Genomic DNA, 20,338 nt, shown 5'->3' on the forward strand with positions numbered 1-20,338 from the left:
GCTGGGTCAGGCCAGCGGCCCCATCGTCTCAGGAGACGGCGATAAAATGCTCGCGCAGCGCGTGGATTTCGTCACGCACGCTGGCCGCTTGCTCAAATTCCAGATTTTGCGCGTGCGCCTGCATTTTCGCTTCGAGCTCGCTGATTTTTTTATCCAGCGCTTTGGGCGTCAGGTTGCCATAGTGGGCCGCGGCTTCCATCGCTTTGCGTTTTTTCTGTTTGGCATGGGCCGGCGACTGCCCCAGTTCCATGATATCCGCCACCGATTTATTCAGCGCCTGCGGAATGATGCCGTGTTCGAGGTTGTAGGCATGCTGCTTGACGCGCCGCCGTTCGGTCTCGTCGATAGCGCGGGCCATGGACGGCGTGATCTTGTCGCCGTACAGGATGGCCTTGCCGTTCAGGTTGCGCGCCGCGCGGCCGATGGTCTGGATCAGCGAGCGTTCGGATCGCAGGAAACCCTCTTTATCGGCATCGAGGATAGCCACCAGCGACACTTCCGGCATATCCAGACCTTCGCGCAGCAGGTTAATGCCCACCAGCACGTCAAATTCCCCCAGGCGCAAATCGCGGATAATCTCTACGCGCTCCACGGTTTCGATATCGGAATGCAGATAGCGCACCCGCTCGCCGTGCTCCTCAAGATATTCGGTTAAATCTTCCGCCATGCGTTTGGTCAGGGTGGTGACCAATACCCGTTCGTTGATTAATACCCGCTTGCGGATTTCCGACAGCAGATCGTCCACCTGGGTGGTAACCGGGCGCACCTCAATCAGCGGATCGAGCAAGCCGGTCGGCCGGACCAATTGATCGACCACTTCCCCGCCGCACATTTCCAGCTCATATTTGCCCGGGGTGGCCGAGACATAAATGGTCTGCGGCGCCACGGCGGCGAACTCCTCGAACTTCATCGGCCGGTTATCCAGCGCGGAAGGCAGGCGGAAACCATATTCCACCAGCGTTTCCTTGCGCGCGCGGTCGCCGCGATACATGCCGCCGATTTGCGGAATGGTGACATGGGATTCGTCGACAATCAGCAGGCCGTCGGCGGGCAAATAGTCGAACAGGGTCGGCGGCGGCTCGCCCGGGCCGCGTCCCGACAGGTAGCGTGAATAGTTTTCGATACCCGAGCAATAGCCCAGCTCGTTCATCATCTCCAGATCGAACTGGGTGCGCTGCGACAGGCGCTGCTCTTCCACGAGCTTGCTGTTTTCCAGCAAATTCCTGCGGCGGTCCGCCAGCTCGACTTTGATATCTTCCATCGCCTGTATCAGGCGTTCGCGCGGCGTGACGTAGTGGGTTTTTGGATAGATGGTGTAACGCGGCACCACCTGATCCACTTGACCGGTGAGCGGATCAAACAGCGACAGCCGCTCCACCTCCTCGTCGAACAGCTCCACGCGCAGGGCGATTTCATCGGACTCCGCCGGAAAAATGTCAATGACTTCGCCGCGCACCCGGAAAGTGCCGCGCTGGAACGCCTGATCGTTGCGGGTGTATTGCAGTTCGGACAGCCGGCGTAAAATCGCGCGTTGATCGATGATCATGCCGCGCGTCAGATGCAGCATCATCTTCAGGTAAGCATCGGGGTCGCCCAGGCCATAGATGGCGGAGACCGAAGCCACCACGATCACATCGCGCCGTTCAAGCATGGCCTTGGTGGCGGACAGGCGCATCTGCTCGATGTGCTCGTTTACCGAGGCGTCCTTTTCGATAAAGGTGTCCGAGCTGGGCACATACGCTTCAGGCTGATAATAGTCATAATAGGAGACAAAATATTCCACCGCGTTGTCCGGGAAAAAGGCTTTCATCTCGCCATACAGCTGGGCCGCCAGCGTCTTGTTCGGCGCCAGGATCATGGTGGGCCGGTTAAGATCGGCAATAACGTTGGCCACGGTAAAGGTTTTACCCGACCCGGTTACGCCCAGCAGCGTTTGATGGGCCAGGCCATCCAGTAATCCCTCTTCAAGATGACGAATAGCCTCCGGTTGATCCCCGGACGGTTTGAAGCTCGATTGCAGGTTAAAGGCTTTACTCATTTACTGGGCTACCTCTGGGCAACGTATGGAGAAGATGGCGGACGGGATGGTTTACCGAATTAGGAACAACGCATTTGTATACTCATTTGCTACCAAGTATGGGGACTGAGCGGTTATTTCGCCAGTCGCGCGGCACTGGATACAAAACCAGTAATATAATACCCTATCCGGCCATGGGCGCAAGTGCGGTATCACCACTTGGGGGGGTAAAAACGATCCGGCGGGATCATGCGGCAACCGATTTTATTACAAATCATTAAAAAATTAATGTCAGGCAAATGATTGACGCAAATTGACACAGTGCTGACCTTGGCCATACAAATTCGCTTGATTTTAATTAACCGATTGTATTTATAACAATTAAAAAAAACGTGGAGAATACAGGCAAATCTTCAGCAAGCCGCGCCCGCCATGGTTTAGACACGCTTTTCTAAACCTAATGCACACGGTTATCCACAGGAATAGTGGATAAGTGTTACCGCGCCGCTTACCGCTTGAGTTCCGCAAAGCTGACAATCGTGACGCGCAGATGACAAAACGGTAGTTTTTTAGCTATTTTTCATCGTATGCCGGCTTTTTTTTATGCTTAAAACGACTAACCATTTTGCGCTGGAATCGGCGCCCCTTTGACCTGAAAAACGCAGCCGTCGCACCGCTTTAGTGCCGATTAACCGGCCATTTGCGCCGTTGCACCACCAAGTTTTCCGACGGCACCGCATCTGTGCAAATATCCGCCGTTTGTTTGGAAAATAACCCCTGCGCACAAGGCATTATGCTGCAGCCGGCGGGGGGCGGCAGTTCATCCGATCAACTCGGCGGCCGGCGGCCAATATTGGCCTGATTGTTGCTAGATAGTTGCTGGAAGGTAGGCTCAGGGCACGAAAAAAGCATGGGGGACATTATTCCGGCGTAACGCGGTTTAGCCGTCCGCCCCCTTGTCGCTTCGCCAATCATTATATTGAAATGATGCATCAAGAGGGAGGAAGGAATCTTATGTTACGTTTGCATGCGGTGAACCAGTTTTATGGACCAAAGCATATTTTGCGGGACGTGAGCATGGAGTTGCCCCACGGCCACTGCACTTACGTATTGGGACGTAACGGCGTAGGCAAAACCACCTTAATCAACTGCATTATGGGCCATTTGCCCATCAGCAGCGGCACCATGACCTGGCAGCTGCACGGCGAGGCGGAGCTGAATTTACTCCAGCATCCGGTGGAGCAGCGCGCCGCGCTGGGCATCGGCTACGTTCCGCAAGGCCGGCAGGTGTTCTCGCAGCTCAGCGTGGACGAAAACCTGCGGGTGGCCCTGCTGGCGGGCCGCAATAAATCAAGACAGGTACCGGCCATGGTCTATGACTTGTTCCCGGTATTGCATAGCATGCGCCATCAGCGCGCCGGGGATTTAACGGAAAGCGGGCAGCAGCAATTGGCCATCGCCCGGGCGCTGGTGCTGGAACCGGAATTATTGATTCTCGATGAACCCACCGGCGGTTTCCAGCCCTCCGTGGTGGCGGAGATCGGCCATAATATCCATCGTCTGCAGCGGGAGTTCGGTCTTACGCTATTGGTGGTGGAACAGCAATTACCCTTTACTCCCGCCGTCGGCGATCGGTTTTGTTTGCTGGAAGGCGGATGCAATGTCGCTCAGGGCACGCTGGATCAATTGGATGAAAGCCTTATCCAAACCTATCTGGCGGTATAAAAACCACCGACGGGAATACTACTGGATTATGGCCGATTCATCCCATTACGCGCTTTTCTTCCCCATCCAGGGCGTTCAGTTTGCTTTAACGCCCCGTATTTCCCTTTCTTGCTGTTTTCTTGCCTATTAATTTTCTTCCGCTTGTCCACCAGGTTCCCGACTGTTTCCCGCTGATGGGCGGTTAACCAGGGGCGCAAGGTTGATGTACTGCGCCAGGTCCGCCCCCGCCGGCTCCTTGAGCCAGGGAATTTCCCCCAGCAAGGGCGCGTCCAGGCGCTGGCGCAGCGTGGCGAGATAATCCGCGCGCCGGTGCGGCGCGGGGGATAAATCGTTGGCGATCCAGCCCGCAAAAGGCAAGCCGGCCTGGCGGATCGCCAGCGCGGTTAACAAAGCATGGTTAATGCAGCCCAGCTTCATGCCGACCACCAGAATCACCGGCAGGCGCTCGGCGGCCACCCACCGATCGAAGGTCAGGCTGTCGCCAAGCGGCGTAAACCATCCCCCGGCCCCTTCAACCAACACCCACTGCGCCAGCGTCTCCAGCTCGCGCAGGCCGCGCGACAGCACCTGCGGGTCGATGGGACGGCCTTCGTCACGGCTGGCGAGATGCGGCGAGGTCGGCTCGCAAAACGCCAGCGGATTGACCTGCCGGTAAGTTACCCTAACGCTGCTATTGGCGCGTAAAGCCAGCGCGTCGTCATTGCGCGGCCCCTCGTCGGTCAACTCGCAGCCGGCGGCGACCGGCTTATAACCGACGGCGCTCAGTCCCGCGCGGTTCGCCGCCTGCAATAACGCGCAGGTTGCCAGGGTCTTGCCGATATCGGTATCGGTGCCGGTAATAAAAAAACGTTTATGCATCATAATGATAGTTTCACATTAGCTCTGGATGGCGCTAATCACGATAGATCAGGCCATAGATCAATTGATAACTGAGCGGCAGCCCCGCCGCCTGCCGCCGCCACGCCGCGTCCAGGCGCTGCAAACATTGCCGGCCGGTCAGTCCCGGGGCGCGCCCGTCACGCAGATAGCCGGCGCCGACGCCTTTAAGCCCATGGAGCAAGGCCGATAAATGCGGATAATGCAAGGTATGGCGCTCGGCCGCCAGGCGGTGACGATACGGGGCAAAGGCCGAACCAATCGCCTGCGGCGTCAGGAAGCGGTTTAAATGCACCCCCTGGTCCACCATTGACCAGGCATGCCGCAACTCCGTCAGCGAACCGTCGGCGAGCGTAGAGAGGGCAATCAGGCCGCCGGGGCGGGTGACGCGGTAAAGCTCCGCCAGGGCGCGGGGCAAATCGTCGCACCACTGCACCGCCAGATTGGAAAAGCAGAGATCCACCGATTCATCCGCCAGCGGCAAATGTTCGATATCCCCCGCCAGATAGGCGGACGCCGAACCTTGCCGGCGCGCCTCGGCCAGCATGGCCGGCGAGAGATCCAACGCCACGACGCGGTTGCCGGCCGCCTGCCAGCGCCGGCCGAACCAGCCGGTGCCGCAGCCCGCATCCAGCACGCAGATGCCCTGCCGCGGCCCCGCCAGCGCCATTAAGCGATCGCCGCTGGCGCGCTGTAGCCCGGCGTGCCGGTCGTAGTCCGGGGCCGCGCGGCCAAAGCTGCGGGCGATCCCCTGTTTATGCGGTTCGGCGAGCATTATCCAGCGCCTCCAGCAAACGATCGATATCGGCGCGTTGATGCGCGGCGGTCAGGGTGATACGCAACCGCGCGCTTCCCGGCGGTACCGTGGGCGGGCGGATGGCCGTCAGCCAGCAGCCCCGCTCGCGCAGGCGCTCGGTCAGCCGCAGCGCCAGGGCATTGTCCCCCACCAGCAGCGGCTGGATGGCGGTGGCCGACTGGCCAAGCGGGTAACCGAGATCGGCGGCGCCGGCGCGAAAGCGGGCGATATTATCCCCAAGCCGCGCACGCAGCCCATCGCCCTGGATAATGGCGCTCAAGGCCGCGTCGATGGCGGCGACCTGGGCCGGCGGCAAGGCGGTGCTGTAGATCAGATGGCGGGCGAACTGCACCAGGTATTCAGCCACCGGCGCCGCGCAAAGCACCGCCGCGCCGCCGACGCCGGCCGCCTTGCCAAACGTCACCACCAGCAGTTCCGGATGGATGCCCTGCGCCCAGGCGCTGCCCCGGCCCTGCTCGCCGACAACGCCGAAACCGTGGGCATCGTCCACCAGCAGCCATCCGCCGGCGTCGCTTATCACGCGCCCGATGGCCGGCAGCGGCGCGCTGTCCCCATCCATGCTGAACACGCCTTCGGTCACCGCCAGCAGGTTGCCCGCCGCGTCCGGCCGGGCCAGCCGGGCCAGCCGGGCCAGCGCGGCGGCGTCGTTATGGGCAAACCGGCGCAGGTGAGCCGGCGACTGGACGGCAGCCTCCAGCAACGAGGCGTGGCTGAGCCGATCCGCCAAAATGCGATCCCCCGTCCCGGTCAGCGCGCCGATAACCCCCTGATTAGCGGCATAACCGGAGGTAAACAATAGCGCCCGGTCGTAGCCCAGCCAGCCGGCCAGCCGGCGCTCCAGCGCCTCATGCTCCGCGCCGTAGCCGGTGACATGCCCGGACCCGCCGCTGCCGACCCCATAGCGCGCCGCCCCCCGCCGCCAGGCGGCGATCAGCCGCGGATCGCGGGCCAAGCCCAGATAATCGTTACTGGAGAAATTCACATACCGCCGTCCCTGATATTCCAGGAGACGGTGGTTGCCATCGATAATGGCCCGCCGTTGCCGGTAGGCATCCGCCTGCCGCCGGGATTGCAGGCCGCGGTCGATTGTTTCCGTCCAGCCCATCAGCGCGCCGCATTATAAAATTGCGGGGTATCGGCCGCCAGCAACTGTCCGGCCAACTGCTGCTCGCGAACCTGGTCCCCGGCGTCGGTCCGGTGCGCCTGCGCATTGAGGCCGAGTTTGCGGAACAGCGCCAGATCTTTATCTTCGTTGGGATTGGGGGTGGTCAACAGCTTGCAGCCGTAAAAAATGGAATTGGCGCCCGCCAGAAAACACATGGCCTGGGTCTGTTCGCTCATCTGCTCGCGCCCCGCCGACAAGCGGACGTGGGAACGGGGCATCATAATGCGCGCCACGGCGATGGTGCGGATAAAATCAAATGCATCCACATCGTCATTTTCCGCCAGCGGGGTGCCTTTGACTTTAACCAGCATATTAATCGGCACGCTCTCGGGCGGCTCCGGCAGGTTAGCCAGCTGCACCAGCAGGCCGGCGCGATCGGCGATGGTTTCACCCAGGCCGACAATCCCGCCCGAACAGACCTTGATGCCCGCCCCCCGCACTTTATCCAGCGTATCCAGGCGGTCCTGGTAGGTGCGGGTGGTAATGATCGAACCGTAAAATTCCGGCGAGGTATCCAGATTATGGTTGTAAAAATCCAGCCCGGCCGCCGCCAGCCGCTCTGCCTGCGAGGCGCTGAGCATGCCCAGGGTCATGCAGGTTTCCATGCCCATGGCTTTCACTCCCTGCACCATCTGCTCCAGGTACGGCATATCGCGATCGCGGGGATTTTTCCAGGCCGCGCCCATGCAAAAGCGGGTCGAGCCCGCCGCCTTGGCCTGCTGCGCCGAGGTCAGCACCTGCTCCACTTGAAGTAATTGCTCGGTGGCCAAACCGGTATTATAGCGGGCGCTTTGCGGGCAATATTTGCAATCTTCGGGACAGGCGCCGGTTTTTATGGACAGCAGCGTGCTGACCTGGATTTGATTGGGATCGAAATGCCGGCGGTGCACGGACTGCGCTTCGAACAGCAAATCCATAAAGGGTTTGGCAAACAGGGCCTGTGCCTGTTGCAGCGTCCAGCGCGGATTAACTTGCATGAGATGACCCTCTCGCATATGGGGTTTAAAATAGTTTCGCCAGTGTAATTCAAGCCGTTATACTGTCAACCAAATATTGTTAACTAAGGTTTACATCTACGCCATGACCCCTGAGGATCTTGCCTTCGACCAGCGCCATATCTGGCATCCCTATACCTCCATGACCCGGCCCTTGCCCTGCTACCCGGTGGTGGCCGCCGCGGGCTGCGAACTGCATCTGGACGACGGCCGCCGTCTGGTGGACGGTATGTCCTCCTGGTGGGCCGCCATTCACGGCTACAACCATCCGGCAATTAACCAGGCGGTGAGCGACCAGTTGCAGGCCATGTCCCACGTGATGTTTGGCGGCGTAACCCACCCGCCGGCCGTTGCGCTGTGTCGGCGGCTGGTCGCCATGACCCCCGCGCCGCTGGAGTGCGTGTTCCTGGCGGATTCCGGGTCGGTGGCGGTGGAAGTGGCGATAAAAATGGCCCTGCAATACTGGCAGGCGCGCGGGGAAAACCGCCGAAAGTTGCTGACGCTGCGCCACGGATATCACGGCGATACTTTCGGGGCGATGTCGGTGTGCGACCCGCAAAACTCCATGCACCGGCTATACCAGGGCTATCTGCCGGAACATGAATTCGTCGCGGCGCCCGGCTGCCGTTTTGACGAAGAATGGCGCGAAGAGGATATAGACGAACTGGCCGCCCGGCTGGCATCCGACGGCCACCGGCTGGCGGCGGTCATACTGGAGCCCATCGTGCAGGGCGCCGGCGGCATGCGGTTTTATCATTCCACCTATCTGCGGCGGGTACGCGAACTGTGCGATCGCTATCATCTCCTGCTCATCGCCGATGAAATCGCCACCGGCTTTGGCCGCACCGGCAAACTGTTCGCCTGCGAACACGCGGAGATTTCCCCGGATATCATGTGCCTGGGCAAAGCTTTGACCGGCGGTTACATGACCTTATCGGCCACCCTGACCACCCGCGACGTAGCCGACACCATCAGCAACGGCGAAGCCGGTTGTTTTATGCACGGTCCGACCTTTATGGCCAATCCCCTGGCCTGCGCCGCCGCCAACGCCAGCCTGACGCTGCTGGAACCGGGGGATTGGCGGGGACAGGTCGCGGCGCTTGAACGCCAATTACGCCGGGGACTGCTGCCGCTGCGGGATCATCCGCAGGTGGCCGATGTCCGGGTATTAGGGGCCATCGGCGTAATCGAAACCCGCCTGCCGGTGAATATGGCGGCGCTGCAGCGCTTTTTTGTCGACCGCGGCGTATGGATTCGCCCATTTGGCCGCTTAATTTATTTAATGCCGCCTTATATTATTCAATCATCACAATTGACCTTGCTGATGGCTACCCTGGCCGCATCGCTGGATAATCCCGGGCACTTTGTTCCCTGACCGGTCATGTTGCCTGCCATGGGCTATGATCAACAGTTGAGATCAATACGTGGCTTGTTATGACAACAGGAGCATAGGAAAAACAGATGAACCAAAATAACCTGACCAACCGCCGCATTGTGCTCGCTTCCCGCCCCACCGGCGCGCCGGTGCCGGACAATTTTCGTTTAGAAACCACCGACCTGCCCGAGCCGGGCGATCGGCAGGTCCTGTTACGTACCGTCTACCTCTCCCTCGACCCCTATATGCGCGGCAGGATGAACGATGCGGAATCCTATTCCGCGCCGGTGGAACTCGATGCGGTGATGGGCGCCGGCACGGTATCGCGCGTAGTGGCCAGCCGCCACCCCGATTACCAGCCCGGGGACTGGGTGCTTAACTACGGCGGTTGGCAAGACTACGCCGTGGCCGACGGCAAGGATATTACCAAACTGCGGGACGACGCCCTGGCGCATCCTTCATGGGCCCTGGGCATCCTGGGCATGCCCGGCTTCACCGCCTACATGGGGTTAATGGATATCGGCCAGCCAAAAGCCGGAGAGACGCTGGTGGTCGCGGCCGCCAGCGGCGCGGTCGGTTCGGTGGTGGGCCAGGTAGCCAAACTGAAAGGCTGCCGCACCGTGGGCGTCGCCGGCGGCAAGGACAAATGCCGCTACGCGGTGGAAACCCTGGGCTTTGATGTCTGCATCGATCGCCGCGCCCCCGATTTCGCCGAACGGCTGGCCCAGGCCTGTCCCGACGGCATCGATATTTATTTTGAAAATGTGGGCGGCGCGGTATTCGACGCGGTGCTCCCCCTGCTCAATACCTCCGCCCGAATCCCGCTGTGCGGCCTGATTGCCAATTACAATATGCAGGATTTGCCCGAGGGCAAAGATCGTTTGCCCCTGTTGCAAAGCCTGCTGCTGCGTAAACGTATCCGCATGCAGGGCTATATTATCAGCCTGGATTATGCGCACCGCTTCGATGAATTCGTTCAGGCGATGGGGCCTTGGGTTAACGCAGGCAAAGTACAAATGCGCGAAGATATCGTTGATGGGCTGGAGCAGGCGCCGCAGGCTTTTATCGGCCTGCTGGAAGGTAAAAACTTCGGCAAGCTGGTAATACGGGTCGGCAACGATACTCTCTGAATCAACCACAATTCGTCTCGACTACGGAGTTAATCGATGAAAATTGCAATGGTGTTAACCTCGCACGATAAATTAGGCGATACCGGCAAACCAACGGGCTTTTGGCTCGAAGAGCTGGTGGCGCCTTATTATATTTTTCATGATGCGGGCCTGGAGATCACGCTGGCATCCCCCAAGGGCGGGCAACCGCCGCTGGACCCCAAAAGCGACGATGCCGACGCGCAAACCCAGGATACCGAACGCTTTCGCACCGACCGCGCGGCCCAACAGGCCCTGGCCAATACCGTTAAGCTTGAGACGCTGAAAGCCGATGATTTCGATGCGGTATTTTATCCCGGCGGCCATGGCCCGCTCTGGGATCTGGCGGAAGACCCCCGTTCCATCGCCCTGATAGAACAAACCTTCGCCGCCGGCAAGCCGGTGGGCGCGGTCTGCCATGCCCCTGGCGTGCTGCGCCACGCCAAGAAACCCGACGGCACGCCGCTGGTGGCGGGGAAACGGGTTACCGGCTTTAGCAATAGCGAAGAAGAAGCCGTACAGCTCACAGCCGTCGTGCCTTTTTTGGTGGAAGATGAATTAAAACGCCTGGGGGGTAACTATGAAAAGGTCGATGATTGGCAATCGCTATCGATCATCGATGGCCACCTGATCACCGGCCAGAACCCGGGTTCCTCGGCGGTCACCGCGCAAAATGTCTTAAAATTGCTCAATTGCTGATACTTAATTATTGCTTAGGAGGCGCTGATGGCTTTTTCTTTACATAGCAACGATCTGCAAGACGGCGAAAAAATGCCCGAACGGCACGTATTTAACGGCATGGGCTACCATGGGGACAACATCTCTCCCCACCTGGCCTGGGATGACGCGCCTGCGGGCACCAAAAGCTTTGTTATCACGGTTTACGATCCCGACGCCCCCACCGGCTCCGGCTGGTGGCACTGGCTGGTCGCCAACCTCCCCGCGGACACCCGCTCCCTGCCCCAAGGCGCCGGCTCCGGGCTGGGCGGCCTGCCCGCCGGTGCGGTGCAAACCCGCACCGACTTCGGCAAAGCGGGCTACGGCGGCGCCGCCCCGCCCCAGGGCGATACTCACCGCTATCAATTTACGGTGCACGCCCTCGATGTGGCATCCATCGACGTGGACGAAAACGCCAGCGGCGCGGTAGTGGGATTTAACGTCCACTTCCACTCCCTGGGCAAAGCCACGCTCACCGTCACTTATAACTGATACCCGCGCTCGCTGTGCTCACGGCGAGCCGGGTTAAGGCAGGCCATGCCGGTCAAAGCTCCAGTATCGCCACCCACATCGGCCCCTGTCCTACCGGGTAGCGGGCCAGCGGACGCAAATCCCCCGTTTCTTCCTCGATGCGATAAACCTCCACATGCTGGGATTTTTGCCCCGCGGCCACCAAAAAACGCCCCTGGGCATCAATATTAAACCCGCGCGGCTGGGTCTCGGTCGGCTGATACCCCAGCACGCTGAGAACGCTGCCGTCTTCCGACACCGAAAAACGGGTAATCACGCTGGCGGTGCGATCGCAGCTATACAAATAGCGTCCATCCGGCGTGATATGAATATCCGCCGCCCAGCGGGTATCGCTAAAGCCCTGCGGCATCATATCCAATGTCTGGATAATGCGCGGCGCGCCACCGGCATCCACCGCATAAACATTAACCGTGCTATTCAGCTCATTAAGGCAATAGGCATAAGAATGATGGGGATGGAATACCATATGGCGCGGGCCGGCGCCGGTAACCGTATCCACCGCTTCGGGCCGGCATGGCTGCAAATGGCCGTCGCTCGCCAAATCGTAGAGCCGGATGCGATCCTCTTTCAAACAAGGCACCCACAACACCTGATTGGTGGGGTCAACATTGGCGGAATGACAATTGATCAATTCCTCCAATACCTGGATCGGCGCGCCGGCAATGCCTTGTTCGTCTATCGGACTGACGCTGACGCAGCTTTTACTATAAGAGGCGCAAAAAAGAAAACGGCCCTGGCGATCGGTGGACAAATGAGTCGGGCTGCCGGGCAGCGGCGCCATGCCCGCCTCGGCCAACCGGCCCTGTTCATCGATTCGGTAGCTGACGACGCCGAAGTCCGGGCGCACCCCCAGATACAAATGGGTTTTAGCCGGACTGATAGCTATAGGCTGCCCCTGCCCAGGAGTTTCCACCACCTGCAGCAGGGTCAACAGACCCTCATTATCCATTTGCCAGACATGTAGCTGCTGACTTTCGGGACTGGCAACATAGACGATCTGCTTCATTGAGACTCCTTATTGCATTAGCGCCTTTGGCATTCATAATAGGTAAAAAATAGAGCATTGGGTTAGCATCTCACTGTTGTTGTTTGTTATCCACGACATTTTTCGCGGTTTTCGCCATCCCGCTTACGGTGTACCATCTGTTATGACTTTTTTAATCCGCAAAATGAGATAACTATGACCTATCGCGTAATAGCCCTGGATCTGGACGGTACCCTGCTGGATCGACAAAAGAAAATTCTGCCGCAATCGCTGACGGCGCTAAATGATGCCCGGGCGGCAGGCCTGAAAGTGATGGTGGTCACCGGCCGCCATCACGTGGCGATCCATCCGTTTTACCAGGCGTTGAATATCGATACGCCCGCCATTTGCTGCAACGGCACTTATCTCTATAACTACCAGGCTAAAAAAGTGATCACCGCCAACCCGCTGGAGAAACAGCAGGCCAAACGCGTGCTGGCATTGCTGAAAGAGTTTGATATCCATGGCCTGATTTATGTGGATGACGCCATGATCTATGAACAGCCCAGCGATCACGTAATCCGTTCGCTGGCCTGGGCGCAGACCCTGCCCGAGGCGCAGCGTCCGAATCTGGTGCAGGTGGACAGCCTGGCCGGCGCGGCGGAGCGGGCCGATTCCATCTGGAAATTCGCCACATCTTATCCCGACACGGTAAAGCTGCGCGCCTTCGCCGAAACGGTGGAGCGGGAAATGGGCCTGGCCTGTGAATGGTCCTGGCACGATCAGGTGGATATCGCCCAGGCCGGCAACAGCAAAGGCAAGCTGCTACAGCAGTGGGTCGAGTCGGAAGGGATGTCCATGGATCAGGTGATTGCGTTTGGCGATAATTTTAACGACCTGAGCATGCTGGAAGCCGCGGGGCTGGGCGTGGCGATGGGTAACAGCGATGACGCCATCAAAGCCCGGGCCGACGTCACGATCGGCGATAACGAAACCCCGGCCATCGCCGACTTTATTTATCAGCGGGTGCTGGGATAAGCCAGCGGCGGGTTCCCCGGCGAGACGGGATTCAGGCGTTGATCGATACGCTTTTGATTTGCGCGAACAGCGCTAAACCCGCCGCCAGCCCCAGTTCATCACGGGCCCAGGGGCTGACCCGCGCCCATAAAACATGACCGTCGATATCCAGCCGTACTTCTATTTGATCCCCCACCGCCAGGCATTCGCGTACGGTGGCGGGCAAAATATTGCGGATACTGCTGCGCTCGGGCGGCGATAGCACCAGCGAAATATCGGTCGCGGCGACGCGGATGCGCAGCGGCGTACCCGCGGGCAATGACACCCGGCTGACCCACAGGCGCTGCCCGCCGAGCAGCAAGGCGGTCATGGCGTAATCCGGATGCTGTTCGCCGACCACGACCCCCAGTACGCTGCTTTGCTCTTCGCGCGGCAGCCATGGCCGCAGCGCGCTGCTGGCCCACACTTCTTCCAATTGGCCAAACGCGATCATCTTGCCGTTATCCAGGATCAATACCCGCTCGGCCAGCTGCAATATCTCTTCCATACTGTGGCTGACATATAAAATGGGAATCTCCACTTCTTTAGCCAGCCGCTCCAGATATGGCAGCAGCTCGCGCTTGCGCAGCAAATCCAGCGAAGCCAGCGGCTCGTCCATCAACAGGATTTCCGGCGCGCTCAGCAAGGCGCGCCCGATGGCCACGCGCTGCTTTTCGCCCCCGGACAGCGTCATCGGAAAACGGCCCAGCAAATGCCCGATCCCCAGCAGGGAAATAATCGTATCGAATTGCGGCCGCATGGAGGGCGCCATGCCGTAAAACAAATTGCCGCGCACGCGGTAATGGGGAAACAGGCGGCCGTCCTGAAAAACATACCCCACCCGCCGCTTTTCCGGCGGCAGGCAAATGCGCCGCGCGGTGTCGAACAGCGTGCGTCCGTTGAGGATAATATGGCCTCGCTGCGGTCGGGTCAGCCCGACAATGGCATTAATCAGCGACGTTTTCCCCGCGCCCGAAACGCCGAAAATCGCGGTGATGCCGTTGGCGGGCACATCGGCGGCCACTTCCAGCGCCAGGTCCCCCAGCCGCTGGCTGATATCGATTTGTAGCATCAGCCCCCCAACCTCTTGCGGCCCCAGTTAGCCAGCCAATCGGCGATCAACAGCGACGCCAGCGACAATATGATGGCCAGCACGCACAAACGCGCCGCCGCCGACTCGGCGCCGGGGGTTTCAATCAGCGTATACATGGCCAGGGGAATAGTGCGGGTTTCGCCGGGAATATTGGAAACAAAGGTGATGGTGGCACCGAACTCCCCCAACGAACGCGCAAATGCCAGCACGGTGCCCACGACGATGCCGGGAAAGGACAGCGGCAGCGTAATGGTAAAAAATACCCGCCACGGGCCGGCGCCCAAGGTACGCGCCGCCTGTTCCAGCCGCAGGTCGATGGCCTCAAGGGACATGCGGATGGCCCGCACCATTAACGGAAAGGCGACCACCGCCGAAGCCAGCGCCGCGCCGCGCCAACTGAAACTAAAGCTGAAACCGGTGAGTTCGTATAGCCAGGAACCGATAAATCCGCGCCGGCCCATGGCAATCAGTAATAAATAGCCGATGACCACCGGCGGCAGCACCAACGGCAGATGCACAATACCGTCCAGCAGCGATTTACCGGGGAAACGGCAGCGTACCAATATCCACGCCATCAGGATACCGAAAGGTAAACTGCAGGCGACCGCCAGCATCGAGACTTTCAGGCTGAGGGCGACCGCCTGCCATTCGTACTCGCTAAGCAGCATTATCTTGGGGTGAAGCCATACTGCTTAAATACCTTGGATGCGGCCGGGGTTTTCAAATAGTCGTAAAAGGCTTTGGTCGCCGGTGTGGCGTTGTCTTTGATCAGCGCCATGGGATATTCCACGGGTTTATGGCTGTCTTCCGGGAAGGTCGCCACGACTTTCACTCCTTTGCTGGCAATGGCATCGGAACCGTAAACGATGCCCAGCGGTGCTTCTTGACGCTCAACCAGCGCCAGCGCGCCGCGCACATCGCTCGCCCTGGCCATAACCGGCGACACCGTATCCCAGGCGCCCAGGTTTTGCAGCGCTTCTTTAGCGTAGATTCCCGCCGGCACGTGATCCGGGTCGCCTACCGCCAGTTTGTGGCCATTGAGCAATGCCGTCCAGTTGGTCTGTTTATCAATTTTGAATGTTTGCTGGGCGCTGTCTTTGGGCGCCACCAGCACCAGCTCGTTACCCAGCAAGGTATAGCGGGTATCGTTGATGATTTGCTGTTTATTCTGTACGTAATCCATCCATTGCTGGTCGGCGGAGATAAACATATTGGCCGGGGCGCCCTGCTCAATTTGCCGCGCCAGGGTGGATGATGAGGCGAAAGAAGAGACAATCTCGACTTTATGATCCTGCTGATAATTTTTGGCAATATCCTGTAACGCATTGGTCAGCGAGGCGGCGGCAAACACCGTCACTTTATCCGCCGCCGGTGCCGCCAACGCCTGAAAGCTTAATCCGGCGGTCAAAACCGCCCCTGCTATCCATTTGAAAGTTTGCGTTTTCATAGTTCACCTGTGATGATCGTTATGCAAAAAATAATATAACGCGCGATCATCTTTGTCATTAGTTATTGTAGGGTGTAACTAATAGTTTCTGGTGCAAACCTTTGGGGCGCGAGACAATACGGCCGCAGGAGGGAGGTTGGAGACATCAGAAAAGGGAAAAGCGGAAGGAACCGCGGCGCCCGTTATGACGAAACGCCGCGGGGAGGCGCGCAATTAGCGGTCGGTCTTGATATCCGCCGCGTCGCGGGCGCGATCGAGGGCCAGGGTAATCAGTTTATCCACCAGTTGCGGATAGCTCAGGCCGCTGGCTTCCCATAATTTGGGATACATGCTGATGGACGTGAAGCCGGGGATGGTATTGACTTCATTAATGATGGGTTCGCCTTGCCTGGTCAGGAAAAAATCCACCCGCGCCATAACCGCGCAACCGAGCACGCGGAAGGCGGCCTTGGCAATCAGGCGGATCTCGTCGCTTAACGACGCGTCCAGCTGCGCGGGTATCACCAGCCCCGCCTGTCCGTCATTCAGGTATTTGGTGTCGTAAGCGTAAAATTCGTCATTGGCCAGTATCTCGCCGCAAACGCTGACGGAAGGATCGTCGTTGCCCAATACCGCCGTCTCTATTTCACGCCCTTCAATGCTGGTTTCAATCAGCACTTTGTGGTCGAAGGCGAAAGCCAGCGCCAGCGCCTGCCGGAAACCGGCCTCATCCATTACCTTGCTGACCCCCACTGACGATCCCTGGCTGGCGGGTTTGATAAACAGCGGCAGGCCCAGTTCGGCCACGATGGCATCATAATCCGCTCCGGCAACGTCCGCCCGATGCAGCGTAACCGATGGGGTGACCGGCAGTCCGGCATCGCGCAGCACCCGCTTGGTCATGTCCTTGTCCATACAGACGGACGAGCCAAGCACGTCGGGACTGGCATAAGGAATGCCCAATACCCGCAACAATCCCTGCACCGAGCCGTCCTCCCCCGCCGCGCCGTGCAGCACGGAAAAAGCCACATCCACGTGCGGGAGCGTTTTGCCGCTTGCGATATCGATAAGCTGCGCGGAATTCTGCCCGGCAACAGCCTGACCTGGAACGACAGCAAGATAATTTGCGCAGGGCGCAAGCTTGATCCGCGCCGGATCGTCGGGGTTGATCAGGTAGTCGGCCTCATTGCACAGGGTCCAGCGGCCCTGCTTGTCAACGCCAATCAGGGTCAGATCGTATTTCTGCCGATCGACTGCATTGATAACGTTAATTGATGACCGCAACGAGACTTCATGTTCGGTGGATTGTCCACCAAACAGTACCGCCAGCCGTTTTTTGCCGTTTACCGGTTGTTCCATCACATCCTCTTTGGTCGCTGATACGTCATTCTAACGTCAACAGAGTATTAGTCGAAGGAGTGCAAGTAAAGCCCATGATTAAAGCGGCGTTTAAAGTTTTGCATAATAGCGCCCCCCGCCGCGATCAAGCCGGCTGGTCATGGGAACAAAGGCGCGCTGCCGCCCCGGGTGAGGTTGAGTCATACCGGGACAGCAGGGCGATGACGTCATCTTCCAGGGCGGTAAAAAAGCTGGTCACGGCCAGGGTGCGTATCTTGGCCCGGGTTAGCGCGTTTTTTACGGCATCGGCATCGTTATCCCGCAGGGTGGCGTATAATTCGGCATAGCTGGTGAATAAACCCGCAATGCGTTCATCATATACCTTATCGTAATTGACCTGGTGGCTAACATTAAAGGTCGGCGCGGCTTCATCAGCGTGCGCATGATTTAATTGAGCGAGCAGCATCTCTTTTATCTGATTAAAAGAGGGTAAGGCGCCGACCAATGTCCGTTGACTCATGGCATGTATCCCCGAGGCTGGCCTCGAATAAATAAAGAGGTAATTAATTTAATGATAATGAATAACTGATAATAATTTATTGGTTGGGCACGGTTCAGGATACGTTGCCCTTGGCATAACCGTTAAAAATTATTTTGGCGATTTTATAATTTTTCGCGCTGGTTTGCCAGGGCGTAATATTCAACAATTCCTCAATGGAATATATGCAAAAATTTGTATAAGCGCGCTCCTTTTCCCCCACCCGTTGTACATGATGCCTACAATACGGTTGCCCCCCCCCTGTCATCACGAGACAGCGGGTTGCCGGGCCAAATAAGCGCATAAGTGCGCTTCGGCGGAGCGTTTGCGGTCCTCCATTAACCTATGATTTGCCAGATTCAGGGGCATGTACGGCACGCCCCATGAGGAGTGCTCAATGGCGCTGGAGATAATATTATTGCGATCATCGGTGTGGATACTAAAAATCTCACCGCTATTTTGCACCATATATCGCTGGCCGTCCGGGGAACGGGCGATACCGGCGGCCAGGCCCATCATCCCGGTTAACAGACTTTTAATTTTATTTGCATCATTTTTATTTTCCGCGGAAAAACAAACGATATCGCGGCCGCCCGCACTGCCCTGCAACACATCCTGATGCACCCAGATGGTGGCCCCGCGAAACGATCGGCTGCCGTGGTAGATCCTGATTTCTTTCGCCACGGGCTGGGTGCCTCGCGCCAACGATTGCTCCGGGGCGGTCACGCTCGCATAAAAAAGCCGGGAACCGATATTTTGACTGGCGTTCATGGTGATCCTCAATGATAAATAATATTAAATAACTCAATAACACCTATTATTGCGAATTGTTAATTTCTAATTAATATATTCAAATGATACATTTTTATCATTAACCACTTATTTTAATAAGATACTATCATTCTCCACACGCCACGCATCAATAATGGTTAAACGAAACGGGTGCTTACCCGCCAAAAACTTATTAGGCCTTCATATAATAAAACATTGCGCCCGCGATCCAGCAGGATAATACGATGGGCCGCCCCCGGGTTTATCGCCGCCACCCTTTCACAGGGCGATAACGTGATGTCGTAGGTGATTACCCTGCTCTATTTAGCAAACAAAATTTAGCAAACAAAATTTGGCGAACAGGGGGCGCGCTCATGGATTAAGAAGGAAAATAGCGTTACCGCCGTCAAACGGTCGGCGGTTGGTCAGGCGGCATGGCGGCGGGCCCCGGGTGGCATAATAGTTGGTTTACGCCCGGCGAGGTGGCGTACCGCCGGGTGTAAACCGGGATAGAGAAGAGATCCCAAACAGCTTTAGCGTTTAACGCGCGTCCAGGCCGGGTTTGTCGTCATGTTCCCGATCGCGTCGCTGTTTAGGCTTGCCGATTTTCGAAATTACGTTAAACAACTCGCCCAAGCCGTAAATCAGCCCCAGGATGACCGCCATCACGATGGGCACCATCAGCACGACCATAACCAGACTTTCCAGTAATTCTAACATCTTCACCTCGTGTAATGCCGCAGCTGTATGGATTTTGCTATTCTTATTCCTCTTTATACCAGTTTATCGCACTGCCACTTAAGCTTTTTATGTTATACCTCGCAGAAAGCGCACTCATGGTGCCTGGCCATTTGCCCATGGCGCCAAGATCGGTGACAATTTGCGGTAAGCCAGCGCCACGAATAATGTACTAACCACAGTCTTCAACTGGACCTCTACATAAGGCAGACCGGCATGCAGGCCGAAATCCTCTTAACCATGAAACTCCAGCAACGCCTTTTTGCCGATCCCAGGCGCATCGCCTTGCTCAAACAAATCAAACACACCGGCTCCATCAGCCAGGGGGCGAAATTAGCCGGCATCAGTTATAAAAGCGCCTGGGACGCCATCAGCGCCATGAACGAACTGGCGGAGCAGACCCTGGTGGAACGCGCCACCGGCGGCAAAGGAGGCGGCGGCGCCACGCTGACCCACTATGCCGAACGGCTGTTGCAGCTTTACGATTTGCTGGGGCAAATCCAGCAAAAAGCCTTTGACGTATTGCAGGACGACGGCTTGCCGCTGGACAGCCTGCTGGCGGCGATTTCGCGCTTTTCGCTGCAAACCAGCGCCCGCAATCAATTTTTCGGCACCGTCCTGACGCGCAGCCATCAGCAGGTGCAGCAGCATGTGGATATCCTGCTGGCGGACGGCCGTACGCGTTTGGCGGTGGCGCTGACGCAGCAAAGCGCCGATCGCTTGCTGTTATCCCCGGGCAAGGAAGTGCTGGCGCTGATAAAAGCGCCCTGGGTGTCGATCCGCGCCGGGCACGGCGCCGCGGCGCCGGCTGATAATGTCCTGCCCGGCACGGTGAGCCATCTGCAGACGGGTGAAGAAAACGTCGAGGTGCTGCTCAAACTCACGGGCGGGGAAGAACTGTGCGCCACCCTGACCAAAGCCGCGGCAGCCGAACTAAATTTATCGGTCGGGGCCGCGGCCACAGCATATTTTAACGCCGACCAGGTGATCATCGCCACGCTATGCTGAAGACGGTTTTGCGCATTGACATACGCCGGTAAAATAATGA

20 protein-coding genes are annotated in these 20,338 nt (G+C 58.2%); 7 read left to right on the forward strand and 13 right to left on the reverse strand.

What is annotated here, in order from left to right:
- Nucleotides 1-28: 28 nt before the first annotated feature.
- Nucleotides 29-2,038, reverse strand: a complete 2,010-nt coding sequence (gene uvrB, locus ACL2XP_RS19025) for an excinuclease ABC subunit UvrB (protein WP_413734626.1) — start codon at nt 2,036-2,038, stop codon at nt 29-31.
- A gap of 993 nt (nt 2,039-3,031) precedes the next feature.
- On the opposite strand from uvrB, the gene ACL2XP_RS19030 reads away from it, so the two are divergent.
- Nucleotides 3,032-3,742, forward strand: coding sequence for an ATP-binding cassette domain-containing protein (locus tag ACL2XP_RS19030; RefSeq protein ID WP_413734628.1), 711 nt, complete (start codon nt 3,032-3,034; stop codon nt 3,740-3,742).
- Nucleotides 3,743-3,868: 126 nt separating this feature from the next.
- On the opposite strand, the gene bioD is transcribed toward ACL2XP_RS19030, so the two are convergent.
- Genes bioD through bioB form a run of 4 tightly spaced genes read right to left on the reverse strand, consistent with a single transcriptional unit; the run spans nt 3,869 to nt 7,577 of the window.
- Entirely contained in the window at nt 3,869-4,600 is a 732-nt protein-coding gene (gene bioD, locus ACL2XP_RS19035; protein ID WP_413739226.1) for a dethiobiotin synthase, read from the reverse strand.
- Between the two features lie 34 nt (nt 4,601-4,634).
- Entirely contained in the window at nt 4,635-5,393 is a 759-nt protein-coding gene (gene bioC, locus ACL2XP_RS19040) for a malonyl-ACP O-methyltransferase BioC (RefSeq protein WP_413734629.1), read from the reverse strand.
- Nucleotides 5,374-6,540, reverse strand: coding sequence for an 8-amino-7-oxononanoate synthase (gene bioF, locus ACL2XP_RS19045; protein ID WP_413734631.1), 1,167 nt, complete (start codon nt 6,538-6,540; stop codon nt 5,374-5,376). Before bioF ends, bioC begins: the two co-directional genes overlap by 20 nt.
- Complete coding sequence (bioB, locus tag ACL2XP_RS19050; protein ID WP_413734633.1) at nt 6,540-7,577, reverse strand: biotin synthase BioB; 1,038 nt, start codon at nt 7,575-7,577, stop codon at nt 6,540-6,542. Before bioB ends, bioF begins: the two co-directional genes overlap by 1 nt.
- Before the next feature lie 103 nt (nt 7,578-7,680).
- On the opposite strand from bioB, the gene bioA reads away from it, so the two are divergent.
- From bioA to ACL2XP_RS19070, 4 genes are all read left to right on the forward strand, one after another.
- Complete coding sequence (gene bioA / locus ACL2XP_RS19055; RefSeq protein WP_413734634.1) at nt 7,681-8,970, forward strand: adenosylmethionine--8-amino-7-oxononanoate transaminase; 1,290 nt, start codon at nt 7,681-7,683, stop codon at nt 8,968-8,970.
- Nucleotides 8,971-9,056: 86 nt separating this feature from the next.
- Nucleotides 9,057-10,100: an NADP-dependent oxidoreductase gene (locus ACL2XP_RS19060; protein WP_413734635.1), complete on the forward strand. Its 1,044-nt coding sequence runs from the start codon at nt 9,057-9,059 to the stop codon at nt 10,098-10,100.
- A gap of 36 nt (nt 10,101-10,136) precedes the next feature.
- Nucleotides 10,137-10,817 carry a type 1 glutamine amidotransferase domain-containing protein gene (locus tag ACL2XP_RS19065; protein ID WP_413734636.1) on the forward strand — a complete coding sequence of 227 codons (681 nt, stop codon included), beginning with the start codon at nt 10,137-10,139 and terminating at the stop codon, nt 10,815-10,817.
- Nucleotides 10,818-10,844: 27 nt separating this feature from the next.
- Entirely contained in the window at nt 10,845-11,327 is a 483-nt protein-coding gene (locus ACL2XP_RS19070) for a kinase inhibitor (RefSeq protein ID WP_413734637.1), read from the forward strand.
- A 52-nt stretch (nt 11,328-11,379) separates the two neighbouring features.
- Here ACL2XP_RS19070 and pgl read toward each other — a convergent pair whose 3' ends face one another.
- Nucleotides 11,380-12,372, reverse strand: a complete 993-nt coding sequence (gene pgl, locus ACL2XP_RS19075; RefSeq protein WP_413734638.1) for a 6-phosphogluconolactonase — start codon at nt 12,370-12,372, stop codon at nt 11,380-11,382.
- 174 nt (nt 12,373-12,546) lie between these two features.
- On the opposite strand from pgl, the gene ACL2XP_RS19080 reads away from it, so the two are divergent.
- Entirely contained in the window at nt 12,547-13,368 is an 822-nt protein-coding gene (locus ACL2XP_RS19080; protein ID WP_413734639.1) for a pyridoxal phosphatase, read from the forward strand.
- A 31-nt stretch (nt 13,369-13,399) separates the two neighbouring features.
- Here ACL2XP_RS19080 and modC read toward each other — a convergent pair whose 3' ends face one another.
- The 7 genes from modC to ACL2XP_RS19115 all read right to left on the reverse strand — a co-directional run bounded on the left by modC (nt 13,400) and on the right by ACL2XP_RS19115 (nt 19,272).
- The gene (modC, locus tag ACL2XP_RS19085) at nt 13,400-14,458 is read right to left on the reverse strand and encodes a molybdenum ABC transporter ATP-binding protein ModC (RefSeq protein WP_413734640.1); all 1,059 of its coding nucleotides are present in this window, start codon (nt 14,456-14,458) and stop codon (nt 13,400-13,402) included.
- Nucleotides 14,458-15,147 (reverse strand): molybdate ABC transporter permease subunit, encoded by a 690-nt coding sequence (gene modB / locus ACL2XP_RS19090; RefSeq protein ID WP_413734641.1) that lies wholly within the window; start codon nt 15,145-15,147, stop codon nt 14,458-14,460. The genes modC and modB overlap by 1 nt, the downstream gene beginning before the upstream one ends.
- Nucleotides 15,147-15,926, reverse strand: a complete 780-nt coding sequence (modA, locus tag ACL2XP_RS19095; RefSeq protein ID WP_413734643.1) for a molybdate ABC transporter substrate-binding protein — start codon at nt 15,924-15,926, stop codon at nt 15,147-15,149. Before modA ends, modB begins: the two co-directional genes overlap by 1 nt.
- Before the next feature lie 213 nt (nt 15,927-16,139).
- Nucleotides 16,140-17,264: a D-alanine--D-alanine ligase gene (gene ddlA / locus ACL2XP_RS19100; RefSeq protein WP_413734645.1), complete on the reverse strand. Its 1,125-nt coding sequence runs from the start codon at nt 17,262-17,264 to the stop codon at nt 16,140-16,142.
- Between the two features lie 124 nt (nt 17,265-17,388).
- Complete coding sequence (locus ACL2XP_RS19105) at nt 17,389-17,763, reverse strand: hypothetical protein (protein ID WP_413734646.1); 375 nt, start codon at nt 17,761-17,763, stop codon at nt 17,389-17,391.
- Nucleotides 17,764-18,048: 285 nt separating this feature from the next.
- Nucleotides 18,049-18,552, reverse strand: coding sequence for a hypothetical protein (locus ACL2XP_RS19110; protein WP_413734647.1), 504 nt, complete (start codon nt 18,550-18,552; stop codon nt 18,049-18,051).
- Between the two features lie 540 nt (nt 18,553-19,092).
- A complete protein-coding gene (locus tag ACL2XP_RS19115; protein WP_413734648.1) occupies nt 19,093-19,272 on the reverse strand; it encodes an AcrZ family multidrug efflux pump-associated protein in 180 nt (59 codons plus the stop codon).
- A gap of 234 nt (nt 19,273-19,506) precedes the next feature.
- On the opposite strand from ACL2XP_RS19115, the gene modE reads away from it, so the two are divergent.
- Nucleotides 19,507-20,298, forward strand: a complete 792-nt coding sequence (gene modE / locus ACL2XP_RS19120) for a molybdenum-dependent transcriptional regulator (protein ID WP_413734649.1) — start codon at nt 19,507-19,509, stop codon at nt 20,296-20,298.
- Nucleotides 20,299-20,338: the final 40 nt, after the last annotated feature.

The organism is Sodalis sp. RH21 (assembly GCF_047324175.1).
Taxonomy (GTDB): Bacteria; Pseudomonadota; Gammaproteobacteria; order Enterobacterales; family Enterobacteriaceae; genus Acerihabitans.

Coding starts and splice junctions, on each gene's coding strand:
- uvrB (WP_413734626.1), bottom strand. CDS start 2,038: ATGAGTAAAGCCTTTAACCTGCAATCGAGCTTCAAACCGTCCGGGGAT.
- ACL2XP_RS19030 (WP_413734628.1), top strand. CDS start 3,032: ATGTTACGTTTGCATGCGGTGAACCAGTTTTATGGACCAAAGCATATT.
- bioD (WP_413739226.1), bottom strand. CDS start 4,600: ATGCATAAACGTTTTTTTATTACCGGCACCGATACCGATATCGGCAAG.
- bioC (WP_413734629.1), bottom strand. CDS start 5,393: ATGCTCGCCGAACCGCATAAACAGGGGATCGCCCGCAGCTTTGGCCGC.
- bioF (WP_413734631.1), bottom strand. CDS start 6,540: ATGGGCTGGACGGAAACAATCGACCGCGGCCTGCAATCCCGGCGGCAG.
- bioB (WP_413734633.1), bottom strand. CDS start 7,577: ATGCAAGTTAATCCGCGCTGGACGCTGCAACAGGCACAGGCCCTGTTT.
- bioA (WP_413734634.1), top strand. CDS start 7,681: ATGACCCCTGAGGATCTTGCCTTCGACCAGCGCCATATCTGGCATCCC.
- ACL2XP_RS19060 (WP_413734635.1), top strand. CDS start 9,057: ATGAACCAAAATAACCTGACCAACCGCCGCATTGTGCTCGCTTCCCGC.
- ACL2XP_RS19065 (WP_413734636.1), top strand. CDS start 10,137: ATGAAAATTGCAATGGTGTTAACCTCGCACGATAAATTAGGCGATACC.
- ACL2XP_RS19070 (WP_413734637.1), top strand. CDS start 10,845: ATGGCTTTTTCTTTACATAGCAACGATCTGCAAGACGGCGAAAAAATG.
- pgl (WP_413734638.1), bottom strand. CDS start 12,372: ATGAAGCAGATCGTCTATGTTGCCAGTCCCGAAAGTCAGCAGCTACAT.
- ACL2XP_RS19080 (WP_413734639.1), top strand. CDS start 12,547: ATGACCTATCGCGTAATAGCCCTGGATCTGGACGGTACCCTGCTGGAT.
- modC (WP_413734640.1), bottom strand. CDS start 14,458: ATGCTACAAATCGATATCAGCCAGCGGCTGGGGGACCTGGCGCTGGAA.
- modB (WP_413734641.1), bottom strand. CDS start 15,147: ATGCTGCTTAGCGAGTACGAATGGCAGGCGGTCGCCCTCAGCCTGAAA.
- modA (WP_413734643.1), bottom strand. CDS start 15,926: ATGAAAACGCAAACTTTCAAATGGATAGCAGGGGCGGTTTTGACCGCC.
- ddlA (WP_413734645.1), bottom strand. CDS start 17,264: ATGGAACAACCGGTAAACGGCAAAAAACGGCTGGCGGTACTGTTTGGT.
- ACL2XP_RS19105 (WP_413734646.1), bottom strand. CDS start 17,763: ATGAGTCAACGGACATTGGTCGGCGCCTTACCCTCTTTTAATCAGATA.
- ACL2XP_RS19110 (WP_413734647.1), bottom strand. CDS start 18,552: ATGAACGCCAGTCAAAATATCGGTTCCCGGCTTTTTTATGCGAGCGTG.
- ACL2XP_RS19115 (WP_413734648.1), bottom strand. CDS start 19,272: ATGTTAGAATTACTGGAAAGTCTGGTTATGGTCGTGCTGATGGTGCCC.
- modE (WP_413734649.1), top strand. CDS start 19,507: ATGCAGGCCGAAATCCTCTTAACCATGAAACTCCAGCAACGCCTTTTT.